Genomic DNA, 14,920 nt, shown 5'->3' with positions numbered 1-14,920 from the left:
TCACAAGCCGACGATGGAGTTCCATTTCTTGGCGAAGTCCATCCGCTCCTCGGAGGTGATGTCCCGCGCGATGGCGAGCCGTTTCCGCATCTCGTCGTCGGGGAAGATCAGCGGATCCTCGGCGAGTGCGGCCGTCTCCGCGTCCTTCGAGGAGGCCAGGACGTCCCGGGCGGCGGGCACGGGGCAGACGTAGTTGACCCAGGCGGCGAGTTCGGCGGCGACCTCGGGGTCGTAGTAGTGGTCGATCAGCCGCTCGGCGTTGCGCTTGTGGCGGGCGAGGTTGGGGATCATCAGGGACTCCGCCCACAGTTCGGCGCCCTCGTCGGGGACGACGAACTCGATGTCGGGGTTGTCGGCCTGGAGCTGGATGACGTCGCCGGAGTACGCCTGACAGGCGAGCACGTCGCCGGTGGCGAGGTCCTTGATGTAGTCGTTGCCGGTGAAGCGGCGGATGTGCTTCGAGCGGACCCGTTTCTCCGTCTGTTCGCAGATCTCGTGGAAGTCGTCGGCCGTCCAGCGGGTGATGTCGACGCCGTTGCCCTGCATGAGCAGCGCGAACGACTCGTCGAGCCCGGAGAGCAGGGTGACCCGGCCCCGGAGGTCGTCCGCCCACAGGTCGTCGGTGGACCGGATCTCGCGGCCGAGCCTCTTGCGGTTGTAGGCGATGCCGGTGATCCCGGACTGCCAGGGGACGCTGTGGAGCCGCCCCTCGTCGAAGGCGGGCTCACGCAGCGGCGGGTCGAGGTACTCGGCGACGTTGGGCTGCCCCGCCCGGTCCATCTCCTGGACCCAGCCGAGCCGGACGAAGCGGGCGGCCATCCAGTCGCTGATGACGATCAGGTCCCGGCCGGTCTGCTGGTGGTTCATCAGCGCGGGGCTGATCTTTCCGAAGAACTCGTCGTTGTCGTTGATCTCCTCGGTGTACGTGACGGAGATCCCGGTCCGCTGCGAGAAGGCGTCCAGGGTGGGCCGCTTCGACTCGTTGTCGTCGTCGGTGTCGATGTAGAGCGGCCAGTTGGCGAAGTGCAGGGTGTGGTCGGTGGCGGAGCTGTCGCGGCCGGCCCGGTCGCCGGGCTCGACGTAGGCCGCGGGCACCCCGCAGCCGGCCAGGGTGGCGCCGGCCGCTCCCGCCCCGAGGGCGCGCAGCAGGGAACGGCGGGACATGGGGTTCTTCCTGATCGCTCGCACCCGCGCAGAATGCCGGTCGCCGGTCGCGCGGACAATGGACCAAGCGTCCAGCGGGGCGGGCCCGCCCCGCACACCTTGTACAGCCTGTCCCGCACGCCCTCGCACGGAGGCGGCACGTGCACGGCCCCGGACCGAAGCCCGGGGCCGTGCACGGTCGCGGCGAAAGCGTCAGTCCTCGATGGAGGTCATGACGTGCTTGATGCGCGTGTAGTCCTCGAAGCCGTACGCGGAGAGGTCCTTGCCGTAGCCGGACTTCTTGAATCCGCCGTGCGGCATCTCGGCGACCAGCGGGATGTGGGTGTTGATCCACACGCAGCCGAAGTCGAGGTTCTTGGACATGCGCATGGCGCGGGAGTGGTTCGTCGTCCACACCGAGGAGGCGAGCGCGTACTCGACGCCGTTGGCGTAGTCGACGGCCTGCTGCTCGTCGGTGAAGGACTGGACGGTGATGACGGGTCCGAAGACCTCGTTCTGGATGATCTCGTCGTCCTGCTTCAGGCCGGAGACGACGGTCGGGGCGTAGAAGTAGCCCTTGTCTCCGACCCGGTGGCCGCCCGCCTCGACCTTGGCGTGGGCGGGGAGCCGCTCGATGAAGCCGCTCACCTGCTTCAGCTGGTTGGCGTTGTTGAGCGGGCCGTACGCCACGTCCTCGTCGTCCGGCTGCCCGGTCTTCGTGTCGGCGGCGGCCTTGGCGAGCGCGGTGACGAACGCGTCGTGGATCGACTCGTGGACCAGGACGCGGGTGGCGGCCGTACAGTCCTGGCCCGCGTTGAAGAAGCCCGCCTCGGAGACGCCCGCGACGGTCTTGGCGATGTCGGCGTCGTCGAAGACCACGACGGGCGCCTTGCCGCCGAGCTCCAGGTGGACCCGCTTGACGTCCTTGGCCGCGGACTCGGCGACCTGCGTGCCGGCCCGTACCGAACCGGTGATGGACGCCATCGCCGGGATCGGGTGCTCGACCATGGCGCGGCCGGTGTCCCGGTCGCCGCACAGGACGTTGAAGACGCCCTTGGGCAGGATCTGCCCCATGATCTCGGCCATCAGCACGGTCGACGCCGGGGTGGTGTCGGACGGCTTGATGACGACGGTGTTACCCGCGGCGAGCGCCGGGGCGAACTTCCAGACGGCCATCATCATCGGGTAGTTCCACGGCGCGACCTGGGCGCAGACGCCGACCGGCTCACGGCGGACGATGGAGGTCAGACCCTCCATGTACTCGCCGGCCGAGCGGCCTTCGAGGAGTCGTGCGGCCCCCGCGAAGAAGCGGATCTGGTCCACCATCGGCGGGATCTCTTCGCTGCGGGTCAGACCGAGCGGCTTGCCGGTGTTCTCCGACTCGGCGGCGATCAGGTCCTCGGCCCGCTCCTCGAACGCGTCCGCGATCTTCAGCAGGGCCTTCTGGCGCTCGGCGGGCGTGGTGTCGCGCCAAGCGGGGAAGGCCGCCGCGGCGGCCTCCATGGCGGCATCGACGTCGGCCTGACCGGAGAGCGGCGAGGTCGCGTAGACCTCTTCCGTCACCGGGCTGACCACATCGATGGTCCGCCCGTCCACGGCGTCCCGGAACTCTCCGTTGATGTAGTTGCGCAGACGGCGCACCTCGGTGGTCACAACCACCCCTCCTGTCGGCTGTCCGATGGGTGAGACGTCCACCTTAATCGTTCCGGTGACGCTTTCGACATAGCCACCCGCCCTCAACTTCGGATTCAGTCAGATCCAGGCACCCAGACAACGAATTTCATCGATCTGGGGTTGCGAGACAGACGAGGAGCGGTGCATGGTGGGTGTGTGGCCAGTCGCAGCGCAGACTCCAGGACCGGGAACGGATCACCGCCAGCGGTCGATGCCGTCTCCCTCGCAATCATCGAGCAGCTCCAGGAGGACGGACGGCGTCCGTACGCCGCGATCGGCAAGGCCGTCGGCCTCTCCGAAGCGGCTGTGCGCCAGCGCGTCCAGAAGCTGCTCGACCAGGGCGTGATGCAGATCGTCGCCGTCACGGACCCGCTCACCGTGGGGTTCCGGCGCCAGGCGATGGTCGGCATCAACGTCGAGGGCGACCTCGACCCGGTGGCCGAGGCCCTGTCGGCCATGGCCGAGTGCGAGTACGTGGTCATGACCGCGGGCTCCTTCGACCTGATGGTGGAGATCGTCTGCGAGGACGACGACCACCTGCTGGAGATGATCAACAAACGCATCCGGACCCTTCCCGGAGTGCGCTCCACCGAGAGCTTCGTCTACCTCAAGCTCAAGAAGCAGACCTATATGTGGGGAACCCGATAGCCGTGAGCAAGGACCTCAGCCGAACCGCGTACGACCACCTGTGGATGCACTTCACCCGCATGTCGGACTACGAGAACGCGCCCGTTCCCACCATCGTGCGTGGCGAGGGAACGTACATCTTCGACGACAAGGGCAAGCGCTACCTGGACGGTCTCTCCGGCCTGTTCGTGGTCAACGCCGGTCACGGTCGTCACGAGCTCGCCGAGACGGCGTACAAGCAGGCCCAGGAGCTCGCCTTCTTCCCGGTGTGGTCCTACGCCCACCCCAAGGCCGTCGAGCTGGCCGAGCGTCTCGCCGACTACGCCCCGGGCGACCTCAACAAGGTCTTCTTCACCACCGGTGGCGGCGAGGCCGTCGAGACCGCCTGGAAGCTGGCCAAGCAGTACTTCAAACTCCAGGGCAAGCCGACCAAGTACAAGGTCATCTCGCGTGCCGTCGCCTATCACGGCACCCCGCAGGGCGCGCTGTCCATCACCGGCCTCCCCGCCCTGAAGGCCCCCTTCGAGCCGCTGGTCCCCGGTGCGCACAAGGTGCCGAACACCAACATCTACCGCGCCCCGCTCTTCGGTGACGACCCGGTGGCCTTCGGCCGCTGGGCCGCCGACCAGATCGAGCAGGAGATCCTCTTCGAGGGCCCCGAGACCGTCGCGGCCGTCTTCCTGGAGCCCGTGCAGAACGCGGGCGGCTGCTTCCCGCCGCCGCCCGGCTACTTCCAGCGGGTCCGCGAGATCTGCGACAAGTACGACGTGCTGCTCGTCTCCGACGAGGTCATCTGCGCCTTCGGCCGGCTCGGCACCATCTTCGCGTGCGACAAGTTCGGCTACGTGCCGGACATGATCACCTGCGCGAAGGGCATGACCTCGGGCTACTCCCCGATCGGCGCCTGCATCGTCTCGGACCGGATCGCGCAGCCGTTCTACGAGGGCGGCAACACCTTCCTGCACGGCTACACCTTCGGCGGCCACCCGGTCTCCGCCGCGGTGGGCATCGCCAACCTCGACATCTTCGAGCGCGAGAACCTCACCCAGCACGTCCTCGACAACGAGAACGCCTTCCTGACGACGCTGCAGAAGCTGCACGACCTGCCGATCGTCGGCGACGTCCGCGGCAACGGGTTCTTCTACGGCATCGAGCTGGTGAAGGACAAGGCCACCAAGGAGACGTTCACCGACGAGGAGACCGAGCGCGTCCTGTACGGCTTCCTCTCCAAGGCGCTGTACGACAACGGCCTGTACTGCCGGGCCGACGACCGCGGCGACCCGGTCATCCAGCTCGCCCCGCCGCTGATCTCCGACCAGTCGACGTTCGACGAGATCGAGGGCATTCTGCGGGCCGTGCTCACGGAGGCCTGGACGAAGCTCTGACCGTCACCAGGTCCCCCGGCCGATCTCCCACCGGCGGTCATTTCATACGGTTCTCCGGCCCGGATACGCCCCTTCGAGTGAGAAGGGGCGTATCCGGGCCGCGTGCTGTGCGCCCACACCGGTCCGACTATCTACGGTGCCGAGTGACCGATCGGCCGCGTCTTCGTTCCCCCGTACGGGGGAACGGGAAATCTGACCTGAACCGAGGTGTACGCCATGGTGGCCCCGCCGGACAACGACGTGATCTGGGCGCGTTCCCTGCACCACTCCCACAACGGATCGCCCGGTCTCGGCGGTGTCTCCCTCGGTGTCCAGGATGCCGAGATCCTCGCTGTGACCGGGCCGCGCGGCAGCGGGAAGACCACGCTGCTGCACTGCCTCTCGGGCCGGCTGGTGCCCCAGCAGGGCGAGGTGTGGTTCAACAGCGTCCCCGTCCACACCATGGCGCCCCGGGTCCGCGAACAGCTGCGCCGGGAGCGCTTCGGCTGGATCGCCTCCGATCCGGAGCTGGTCCCGGAGCTGACCGCCTGGGAGAACACCGCGCTGCCCCTGCTGCTGCGCGGCGTCTCGCACCGGGCCGCCCGGAAGACCGCCACCGAATGGCTGGAGCGCCTGGACATCGCCGCCTTCGCCAAGAAGCGGCCGCACGCGCTCCTCCAGGCGCAGCGCCAGCGGGTCTCGGTGGCCCGCGCCCTCTGCGGCGCACCGACCGTGATCTTCGCCGACGAGCCCACCGCGACCCTCCACCGCGCGGACCGTACCCAGGTGCTGCGCACCCTGACCACGGCGGCCCGCTCCCACGGCATCACCGTCGTGCTGGCCACGCACGACGCCGAGGTCGCCGCGCTCGCCGACCGGGCCGTCCCGTTGCTGGACGGCCGCTGTGTCGCCACCGGTACCGTGCCCGCGAAACCGGAAGCGGAGGGCCGCGCGGCGTGCTCGCTCTCCGTCTAGCCCGCGGGTCCCATCCCCTCGTCCTGGTCCGGCGACTGCTGGTGGCCGCCGCCTCGGCCGGCGTCGGGTTCCTCCTCCTGTGCGCCCTCGGGTACGCCGCCGCGCACCCGGCGTCCGCCGGTTCGGTGCTGCGGCTGCTCTGGTGCTTCGTCCCGCTGGCCGCCACGGTGCAGTTCGCCGTGGCGGTGGCCCGGACCGACCCGAGCACCCGGCCCCGTCCGGGCCTCTCCTCCGTGGGCCTCGGCCCGGTCAGGCTGTCCGCGGTGGCCGCGGTCTCCACCGCCGTCTCCACCACGCTCGGCTCCATGGTGGCCCTGCTCTTCTTCCTGCATCTGCGCGGCGATCTCACCGGGATGCCGTTCGACGGGGGCGCCGCGGAGTTCCTCGGCGCGGGCAGCCCGCTGCCGGTGGCCGCCGCGCTGATGCTGCTGGCGCTCGTACCGGTGGCCGCGTCGACGGCGAGCGCGCTGGCGCTGCGGACGCGGCCCGACCCGGCCCGGGACACCTTCGGCTCCGAGGAGCTGCCGGAGCCCGCACCCGCCCCGGCCGGGCTCCCCTGGGGCGTGGCGCTGACGGCTGCCGGACTCGCGGTCGAGGCGATCGCGTCACGGGGTGCTGCGGGGAGCGCGTTCCCGCTGCCCGGACGGTACGACTCCACCCCGGTGGCGGTACTGATCGGGTGGACGCTCACGGCGGTCGGCCTGGCGATGGCGGGGCCGAGCCTCACCTATCTGTGCGGGCGGGCGCTGCAGGCCGTGCGCCCCGGTGCCGTACGGCTGCTGGCGGGGCGGGTCCTGATGGACGAGGCGCGCCGGATCGGCCGCCCGCTCGGGGTCGTCTGCGCGGTGCTGTCCGCGGCGATCGCCGCTTCGGCGCTGTACGGGGGCGATGAGCGCCCGTACGGCCCGCTCACCGCGCTCGGTGCGGTCCTGGTCCTCGGCTGTACGGCGGCGACGCTGCTGACCTCGGCGCTGGAGGCCAGGCACGCCCGCGCCCACACGGTCGAGGCGCTGCTCAGGATGGGCGCCCCGGCCGCCACGCTGCGCCGGGCGACGGCGCTGCGGGCGGGCGCGCTGCTGGCCCTGTTCGCCCCGCTGACGTGGGTGATCGCGCAGTTGGCGGCGCTTCCGCTGGCGAGGTGAACCGCTGGCGGCGGCCTCTCGGGGGTCCGGGGACGGGAGCCCCGTAGGTCAGGGGACGGAGGCCCGGCAGGCTCAGGGATGGGTGGCGAGGCGGGCGGCCAGGGCGTCGAAGAAGGCCTCCCAGCCGTCCTCCGCCGCCGCGTACTGCTCGGGAGTGAGGTTCCCGCCGCGCTGCTGGAAGGCCAGCTCGGTGGTCCCGTCGCCGAGGTCGCTGAAGGTGACGGTGACGATCTCGCCCTCGGCGTCCTCGGGCGCCGAGGCGTCTTTCAGCGTGAGGACGAGACCGTCGGGCTCGCTCACCTCGCGGTAGATCCCGTGGAAGGGCATCTCCACTCCCGGCATCACGATGACCAGGCTCCACGCCCCGCCGGCCCGTACGTCCATCGCCACCCGGTCCAGGGGGACGTCCGCCTCTCCCCCGTACCAGGCGGCGAAGTCCTCCGGTGAGGTCCAGGCGGCGAAGACGCGCTGCTGAGGGGCGTGCAGGACGCGGGTGAGGTCGATGCCCTCGCGGGTGCCACCGGTCATGATCACGGTCCTTGTCCGATCCGGCCGTCCCGCGCCGCCGGAGCGCCGGGCGCGGGCTGTCCGCCTCCAGCTTGCCCGGCCCGCCGCCCCTCTGCCACGCCGGTCAGGGGGTCAGCAAGGCCGGGTCAGGGGGTCAGCAGTCCCGCGAGGGTGTCGTACGCCCCCTCCCACCCCCACGCCTCGCGGACCCACGCCCGGCCCTTCTCCCCCATCGCCCGGGCCCCCTCCCGGTCCCGCAGCAGCGCCACGAGCCGGTCCGCCACGGCGGCGACGTCGCGCCCGTCGACCACATGCCCCGTCTCCCCGTCCCGTACGGTGTCCGGCGCGCCGCCCGAGTCGCCGACGAGGACCGGCAGCCCGGCGGCGGCGGCCTCCAGGAAGACGATGCCCAGCCCCTCCACCTCCAGGCCCCGTCTGCGGGTGCGGCACGGCATCGCGAAGACGTCGCACGCCGCGTAGTGCTCCGGCATCGCCGCGTGCGGCTGCCCGCCCGCGAGGACCACCGCGTCCGCGACCCCGGTGTCCGCGGCGAGCCGACGCAGGGGCCGGGCGTAGGGCCCGTCTCCGGTCAGCAGGAGTACGGCGCCGGGTATGGCGCGCCGCACGGCGGGCAGGGCGCGGATCAGGGTGTCCTGGCCCTTGCGCGGGACGAGCCGCGCCGCGCAGAGGATCACGGGCCGCCCGCCCAGGCCGTACCGCTCGCGGACGCCGCCCGCCCGAGGGCGTATGCCCTCCCCCGCCCCGGACCGTACGGCGTCGCGCGGCCACTCCCGTACGGCATCGTGCGCCGCTTCCCTTACGCGGAACGCCTCCGCGTCCACCCCCGGCGCCAGGCGCACCATGCGGCGGGCGGCGGCCGGGCCGAGTGCGGCGGCGATGGGTGCGCGGGTCGCCTCGCCCAGATAAGTCACGGTGTCGACGCGGTCGCCGATCCGCCGGAGCAACGTCCGCGCCCCGGGCGTGCGGGCCCACCACACCTCGTGCCCGTGCGTCGTGGCGACGGCCCGCCGCACCCCGCTCTCCCGGCGCAGCCGGTCCGCCAGCAGCCCGAGCGGGGCGGCGGCCCCGAACCAGACGCTGTCGCAGCCGTGGCGACGGGCGATCTCCACCGCACGGGCGGCGACGCGCGGGACCGGGAGCAGGGTGCGGGCCGGGTCGCGGACCACGAGGTGGGGCAGGGCGGCGTCATGGGCGGCCGCCCCGGGTTCGGCGGAGGTGTAGACGACGACGGAGTCCGTGGGGAACCGGCTGGTCATGGCGTGGACGAAGGTCTCGATGCCGCCCTGGCGCGGCGGGAAGTCGTTGGTCACCACGAGGGTGCGGCGGCGCGTCATCGGGAGGCCTGCTTCCGTCCGTGTACGAGTACGCGTACGGGGTCGATGACGAGTCCGCGCACCCGTTCTCGTAGGCCGTGGGAATGGGCGGACCGCTGCCGGGCGAGGACCCAGGCCGCAAGGACCAACGGGTGCACCAGATAGCCGAACCGGCTCGCGGGCATGAACGCGATGGCCAGGAGCAGTCCGAGCGCGAGCCGCACGGCGGCGGCCGACGCCGTCGCCGGCGGCCGGACGAGCAGGGAGACGGCGAGGAGCAGAGCGCTCACCCCGAGCAGCAGGAGAGCCAGGGTCCGGCCACCGGGGACCTGGGTGGCGAGCAGATGGCCGGGGAGCGGGCTGGCGGCGGATGAGACCGCTCCGGTCAGCCCGAGGGGGAAGTCGACGACATGGGTCCGGAAGGCCCCCAGGTCGCGCAGTGCGGCGGGCAGGACAAGCGCGACGGCGGTGAGCAGGGCGGCGAACCCGCAGCGCAGGGCGGCGCGGCTCCCCCGGCGGCCGTCGTCTTCGAGCACGGCGCCGGCCCCCGGACGGCCGTCGTCTTCGATACCCCGTCGGCTCCCCCGGTGTCCGTCGCCGGAGGCCGTGGCGAGCAGGGCGAGGGCCACCGGCACCGCCGGCCACGCGGTCCACTTGAGGGCGGCGGCCAGACCGAGCGCCAGCCCGGCCCGGCCCGCCCACCCCCGCCCCGCCCAGGCCAGCCCCAGGCACATCAGCCCGGCCACCGGCAGATCGACGCCGCCGACCGCGAGCGGCAGCGCCACCAGGGGGCAGGCGGCGAGCCATCGGGGCGCCTCCCGGCGGGCCCCCGCCGGGAGGGCGAGGGCGAACGCGCCGAGGAAAGCGACGCCCATCCACAGCCGGGGGTCGGTGAACGGTCCGGGCCCGGCCACCGCCTCCGGTATCCCGAAGGCCGCCATACCGGGGAGGTACGGGTTGAAGTCCTCGGGCACGGTGGGCCGTTCGAGATAGGGCGTGCCCTCGGAGAGCAGGAGCCCAGCCGAGCGGGCGACGACGTCCACCTCCAACTGCGCCCGGCCCACGGCGAAAAGCACCAGCAGGGGCAGCAGCACCGCGCCGGTGACGGCGACCGCCCCGGCCGTGCGGCGGCTCCGACCGCGGCCCGCGAGCACCGCGGCGGCCGTGTAGCCGAGTGTCGCGGCGGCGCCCCAGACCCGGTGCGGGCCGAGCGAGGAGAAGGTCCCGAGCGCCAGGGCGGTGGCCGCGCAGAACGCCCACCAAGCCGCGTCACCGGGCCGCGCGGGACGGTCCCGGTGCAGGTCGGAAGGGGCGGGGAGCGCGAAAGTGGCCATGCGTCCGAGGCTAGGAACGGGCCGTTCACGGAACGTCACACCACCGTCCGGTCCTTGAGGTCAACCCGTGGCATGAGACGGCTCCGCGAACTCCACCCCTGCTCCGATGCGCCGGCCCGTCGGGTGGCGAACAATCGCCGTATGACGCGAACCGTCCCGCCGGACCGTCCGGCCACCGCCACCGCTACGGCCACCGCCACAGCCACCGCCGACGTCCTGACGGCGGGCCGGGGCATCCGGCGGCGACTGCGGCACTGGACGGCGGAGCCCGCGTACGCCTGGCTGACCGGAGGAGCGCTGACGCTCTTCGCGGTCGTGGAGCTGGCCGTCGTACCGGGTTCGGCGATCACGGCCTTCGGGGTGCTGGTCTGCACGGCCTCGCTGGCTCTGCGGGCGACGCGGCCCGCCGTGGGGTTCCTGACCGTGGGCGCGGCCCTCCTCAGCTTCGCGACCGACGGCAACATGGCGTACGCCACCATCGCCGGGTCCTTGATCGGCTGCTACACGCTCGGGCGGCACCGGGTGCAGCATCCGGCGGTGCTCGTCCTGGCCGGTTCGCTGGCCGCGCTGTCCGTCAATCTGGTGCACATCGACCGGTGGGCGCGGGACGGCTCCCCCGGGCTGCCCGCGCTCCAGGGCACGGACAGGTTCAGCCTGGGGCTGTACGCCGAGACGCTGGTGCTGACGGTGATGGTCCTGGGTGCGGTGAGCACGGGCGACGCGGTGCGGGCGCGCGAGGAGACCCGGCACACCCGGGCCGCCGCGCAGTCCCGGCTGCTGGCGATGGAGCGGCGGCAGGCGGCCGAGGCGGAACGGGCCGCGATCGCAAGGGAGTTGCACGACATGATCGCCCACTCGGTGTCGGTGATCGCGGTGCGGGCCGAGAGCGCCACGTACACGACGCCGGACCTCTCGCCCCCGGCGCGGGACGCCTTCCAGGAGATCGCGGGCACCGCGCGGTCCTCGATGACGGAGCTGCGGCGGCTGCTCGGAGTGCTGCGGACGGGCGACGGCGCCGAAACGGCGCCACTCACCGCCCCGCAGCCCTCGCTGGCCGGTCTGGAGGACCTCCTCGGCCAACACCGGGCGGCGGGCGGTGCAGCCGAGCTACGGGTCACCGGCGAGCGGGCGCCACTGCCCGCGTCCTGGGAGCTGTCGGCGTACCGGATCGTCCAGGAGGCGCTGACGAACGCCCGACGGCATGCCCCGGGTGCGCACACGATCGTGGAACTCCACTACCGCCCGGGCCTGTTGACGGTCCGCGCGACGGACGACGGGCCGGGCCCCGATCTCTCCGGCGGCTCCGGACGGCCGGGGCACGGACTGGTGGGCATGGCCGAACGAGCCGCCCTGCTCGGCGGTGGTCTCACCACCGGCCGGAGCCCGGCCGGCGGCTTTCTCGTGGAGGCGGAACTGCCGTGGTGATCCGGGTGCTGGTGGCCGATGACCAGGCGGTCGTGCGGACGGCGTTCTCCGGCCTGCTGAACACACAGGACGACATCGAGGTGGTCGGAGAGGCGGAGGACGGCGAGCAGGCCGTGCTCAGGGCGGCCGAACTGCGACCCGATGTGGCGCTGTTGGACATCCGCATGCCCAGGCTCAGCGGCATCGACGCGGCGCGCGGCATCGTCGCGGCGTCGGGCGGGGCGACGAGGGCACTGATGCTGACGACGTTCGGCCTGGACGAGTACGTGTTCGACGCCCTCGCCGCCGGAGCCAGCGGATTCCTGCTCAAGGACGCGACCTTCCCCGAGCTGATGCACGCGGTACGGGTGGTGGCGGGCGGCCACGCCCTGCTGGCTCCCGAGATCACCGGGCGGCTCATCGCCGAGTTCACCCGCCAGCGGGTCAGCGCTCCCCCGCCGCGCTCGATCGACGGACTGACCGCGCGCGAGGCGGAGGTGCTCGTGCTGATCGCGCGGGGCCTGTCCAACGCGGCCATCGCCGACCGGCTGACCATCACCGACCACACGGTGAAGACCCACATCAACCGGCTGTTCGCGAAGATGGGACTGCGGGACCGGGCGCAGGCGGTCATCCTGGCGTACGAACTGGGGCTGGTGGTGGCGGGGACACAGGCTCCCTGAGTCCTTAGGAGGCGTCCGCCCCTGCCGCCAGCACCACCGTCTCCGCCGCGTCGAAGCGGACGCCCACGACCGCGCCCTCGTCCGGGGTGTCCCGCAGGGCGCACTCGGCCTCCAGCACCGGCGCGTTCTCGGGCGCCAGGCGTACGGTCACGTGGTTCCCCCGGAAGGTGCGGACGCCGACCGTGCAGCGCAGACCGTCCTCGGGAGCGCCGATCAGGACCCCGGCGGGCCGGACCAGCAGATCCACCTCGCCCTGCGGGGAGCCCTCGGGCACCGGGACCTTGCCCCAGGGGGTGGCGGCGGCCCGGCCGGTCACGGTCGCCCCGGTGACGTTGTCGAAGCCGAGGAACCGGGCGACGAACGCCGAGGCGGGGCGCTGCCAGACGTCCAGCGGGCCGCCCTCCTGCGCGATCCGGCCGTCCCGCATCACCACGACCCGGTCGGCGAGCGCGAACGCCTCGCCCTGGTCGTGCGTGACGGCCAGCACGGTGGTACCCAACTCCTGGAAGAGGGTGCGCAGTTCGACGACGAGCCGTTCGCGGAGGCTGCGGTCGAGCTGGCCGAGCGGCTCGTCCAGCATCAGGAGCTTCGGGCGCGGGGCCAGCGCGCGGGCCAGGGCGACACGCTGCTGTTCACCGCCGGACAGCGCGGCGACCGCGCGGCGTTCGGCGCCGGGCAGACCGACCAGCTCCAGCAGTTCACGAACCCGCCGCACGGCCTCGGTCCGCCCGACGTCGTGCATCCGGAGCCCGAAGGCGACGTTGGCGCCGACGTCCCGGTGCGGGAAGAGCTGGTGGTCCTGGAACATCAGGCCGAGGCCGCGCCGGTGCACCGGGACGCCGCTCTGGTCCTGTCCGGCCAGCAGGACCCGGCCGCCGTCCATGGGCTGGAGCCCGGCCACGGCCCGGAGCAGGGTGGACTTCCCGCTGCCGCTGGGACCGAGCAGGCAGACGATCCGGTGGTCGGCCACCTCCAGGTCGACAGCGTCGAGCGCCGTCCGCTTCCCGAACCGCACGGTGGCTTCCCGCAAGCTCAGCATCTCTTCAGAACTCCCCGGATCGGTCGGTGCGGATACGTTCGAGGAGCAGCAGCGACACCGCGCACACCAGCATCAGAATCGTGCTGAGGGCCATCGCCTGCCCGTAGTTGAGCTCCCCGGACCGGCCCAGCAGCCGGGCCACGGCGACCGGCAGGGTCGGGTTGTCCGGCCGCGCGATGAAGACCGTCGCGCCGAACTCCCCCAGGGAGACGGCGAAGGCGAAACCCGCCGCGACCAGCACCGCCCGCCGCACCAGCGGCAGATCGACCTCCCGCCAGGCCCGCAGCGGGGAGGCCCCCAGCACGGCGGCTGCCTCCCGCAGCCGGTCGTCGACCGCGCGCAGTACGGGCAGCATGGTCCGTACGACGAAGGGGACGCCGACCAGGGCCTGGGCCAGCGGGACCAGGATCCAGGAGGTGCGCAGGTCGAGCGGCGGCTCGTCCAGGGTGATCAGGAAGCCGAAGCCGACGGTGACGGCGGACACCCCGAGCGGCAGCATCAGCAGCGCGTCGAAGCCGCGGACCAGCGGCCCGGCCCGCCGGGTCAGGGCCGCCGCCGCGAGCCCGCCGACGACGAGCGCGATGAGCGTCGCGACGAGCGCGTACCGCAGGGAGTTGCCGACGGCCTCCAGCGGTGGGACCAGGAAGGTGGAGGAGCCGCCGGACCCGGCCGACTGGAGGGCCCGGTAGTAGCCGAAGCCGTACCCGCCGGATCCGCCGGCTCCAGCAGCGCCGTCGAAGGAGCGCTCCACCAGGACCCCGAGCGGCAGCAGGATCAGCAGCAGCGCGGTGAGCAGGACGCCGCCGAGCAGTGCCCACTGTCCGGGGCCGCGCGGCCTGCGGGAGGTCCGGGCCGGGTCGACCAGCTTCAGCGCCCGCTCCCGGCGGCGTACGGTCGCGGCGTGCACGGCGAGGATCGCGCCGACCGCGGCGAACTGCACCAGGGTCAGCACGGCGGCCGTCGGCAGGTCCAGCAGCTGCGCGGTCTGCCGGTAGATCTCCACCTCCAGGGTGGAGTAGGCGGGCCCGCCGAGGATCTGCACGACGCCGAAGGAGGTGAAGGTGAAGAGGAAGACCATCAGCGCTGCGGCAGCGACGGCCGGGGCGAGCGCGGGCAGCGTCACCCGGCGGAAGGCCGCGAACCGTCCGGCGCCGAGCACCCGGGCGGCTTCCTCCTGCCGGGGGTCCAGCTGGGACCAGAGCCCGCCCACCGTCCGTACGACCACGGCGTAGTTGAAGAAGACGTGGGCCAGCAGAATCGCCCACACGGTGGTGTCCAGGCGGACGCCCCACAGTTCGTCGAGGAGTCCGCCCCGGCCCAGCAGCGCCAGGAACGCGGTGCCGACGACGACGGTGGGCAGCACGAACGGCACCGTGACGACCGCCCGCAGCAGCTGCTTGCCGGGGAAGTCGAACCGGGCGAAGACGTACGCCCCGGGCAGGGCGATCAGCAGGGTGAGCGCGGTCGAGGCGAGGGCCTGCCAGGTGGTGAACCAGAGGACGTCGAGGATGTCCGGGCGGGCCAGCACCTCGCCGATCCGCCCGAACTGCCAGTCGCCCCCCGCCTTGAGCCCGCGGCCGACGATCGCGGTCACGGGATAGGCGAAGAACACCGCGAAGAACGCCACGGGCACGGCCATCAGGCCGAGCCGCAGCGCGGCCCCGCGCCGCCCGGTCCTGTGCCGTTCCCGGTCG

At 72.6% G+C, this 14,920-nt stretch carries 13 protein-coding genes; 6 read left to right on the top strand and 7 right to left on the bottom strand.

Annotated elements, in window-relative coordinates; translation table 11 throughout:
- Positions 1 to 1,164: a spermidine/putrescine ABC transporter substrate-binding protein gene (locus tag AB0F29_RS13325; RefSeq protein ID WP_361870988.1), complete on the bottom strand. Its 1,164-nt coding sequence runs from the start codon at positions 1,162 to 1,164 to the stop codon at positions 1 to 3.
- A gap of 192 nt (positions 1,165 to 1,356) precedes the next feature.
- A complete protein-coding gene (locus tag AB0F29_RS13320) occupies positions 1,357 to 2,796 on the bottom strand; it encodes a gamma-aminobutyraldehyde dehydrogenase (protein WP_361870986.1) in 1,440 nt (479 codons plus the stop codon).
- Positions 2,797 to 2,973: 177 nt separating this feature from the next.
- Here AB0F29_RS13320 and AB0F29_RS13315 point away from each other — a divergent pair, with 177 nt between their 5' ends.
- From AB0F29_RS13315 to AB0F29_RS13300, 4 genes are all read left to right on the top strand, one after another.
- A complete protein-coding gene (locus tag AB0F29_RS13315; RefSeq protein ID WP_007452460.1) occupies positions 2,974 to 3,465 on the top strand; it encodes an Lrp/AsnC family transcriptional regulator in 492 nt (163 codons plus the stop codon).
- A complete protein-coding gene (locus tag AB0F29_RS13310; protein ID WP_361870983.1) occupies positions 3,450 to 4,829 on the top strand; it encodes an aspartate aminotransferase family protein in 1,380 nt (459 codons plus the stop codon). Before AB0F29_RS13315 ends, AB0F29_RS13310 begins: the two co-directional genes overlap by 16 nt.
- Positions 4,830 to 5,045: 216 nt before the next feature.
- A complete protein-coding gene (locus AB0F29_RS13305; protein ID WP_361870982.1) occupies positions 5,046 to 5,783 on the top strand; it encodes an ATP-binding cassette domain-containing protein in 738 nt (245 codons plus the stop codon).
- Complete coding sequence (locus AB0F29_RS13300; RefSeq protein ID WP_361870979.1) at positions 5,765 to 6,925, top strand: hypothetical protein; 1,161 nt, start codon at positions 5,765 to 5,767, stop codon at positions 6,923 to 6,925. Before AB0F29_RS13305 ends, AB0F29_RS13300 begins: the two co-directional genes overlap by 19 nt.
- A 72-nt stretch (positions 6,926 to 6,997) precedes the next feature.
- On the opposite strand, the gene AB0F29_RS13295 is transcribed toward AB0F29_RS13300, so the two are convergent.
- The 3 genes from AB0F29_RS13295 to AB0F29_RS13285 all read right to left on the bottom strand — a co-directional run bounded on the left by AB0F29_RS13295 (position 6,998) and on the right by AB0F29_RS13285 (position 10,100).
- Positions 6,998 to 7,453, bottom strand: a complete 456-nt coding sequence (locus tag AB0F29_RS13295; protein ID WP_217230848.1) for an SRPBCC domain-containing protein — start codon at positions 7,451 to 7,453, stop codon at positions 6,998 to 7,000.
- A gap of 125 nt (positions 7,454 to 7,578) precedes the next feature.
- The gene (locus AB0F29_RS13290; RefSeq protein ID WP_361870976.1) at positions 7,579 to 8,787 is read right to left on the bottom strand and encodes a glycosyltransferase family 4 protein; all 1,209 of its coding nucleotides are present in this window, start codon (positions 8,785 to 8,787) and stop codon (positions 7,579 to 7,581) included.
- Positions 8,784 to 10,100: a hypothetical protein gene (locus tag AB0F29_RS13285; protein WP_361870974.1), complete on the bottom strand. Its 1,317-nt coding sequence runs from the start codon at positions 10,098 to 10,100 to the stop codon at positions 8,784 to 8,786. Before AB0F29_RS13285 ends, AB0F29_RS13290 begins: the two co-directional genes overlap by 4 nt.
- A gap of 141 nt (positions 10,101 to 10,241) precedes the next feature.
- Here AB0F29_RS13285 and AB0F29_RS13280 point away from each other — a divergent pair, with 141 nt between their 5' ends.
- Both AB0F29_RS13280 and AB0F29_RS13275 read left to right on the top strand, forming a co-directional pair.
- Positions 10,242 to 11,525 (top strand): histidine kinase, encoded by a 1,284-nt coding sequence (locus tag AB0F29_RS13280; protein ID WP_361870972.1) that lies wholly within the window; start codon positions 10,242 to 10,244, stop codon positions 11,523 to 11,525.
- Complete coding sequence (locus AB0F29_RS13275; RefSeq protein WP_361870970.1) at positions 11,519 to 12,187, top strand: response regulator transcription factor; 669 nt, start codon at positions 11,519 to 11,521, stop codon at positions 12,185 to 12,187. The genes AB0F29_RS13280 and AB0F29_RS13275 overlap by 7 nt, the downstream gene beginning before the upstream one ends.
- Before the next feature lie 4 nt (positions 12,188 to 12,191).
- On the opposite strand, the gene AB0F29_RS13270 is transcribed toward AB0F29_RS13275, so the two are convergent.
- Positions 12,192 to 13,226, bottom strand: a complete 1,035-nt coding sequence (locus AB0F29_RS13270; protein WP_361870968.1) for an ABC transporter ATP-binding protein — start codon at positions 13,224 to 13,226, stop codon at positions 12,192 to 12,194.
- A gap of 4 nt (positions 13,227 to 13,230) precedes the next feature.
- Positions 13,231 to 14,865: an iron ABC transporter permease gene (locus AB0F29_RS13265; RefSeq protein WP_361871154.1), complete on the bottom strand. Its 1,635-nt coding sequence runs from the start codon at positions 14,863 to 14,865 to the stop codon at positions 13,231 to 13,233.
- Positions 14,866 to 14,920 lie beyond the last annotated feature (55 nt).

The sequence above is a fragment of the Streptomyces sp. NPDC026589 genome (assembly GCF_040638385.1).
Taxonomy (GTDB): domain Bacteria; phylum Actinomycetota; class Actinomycetes; order Streptomycetales; family Streptomycetaceae; genus Streptomyces.
The sequence above is the reverse complement of the archived record's forward strand: the minus strand, read 5'-3'. Positions and strand labels throughout refer to the sequence as shown.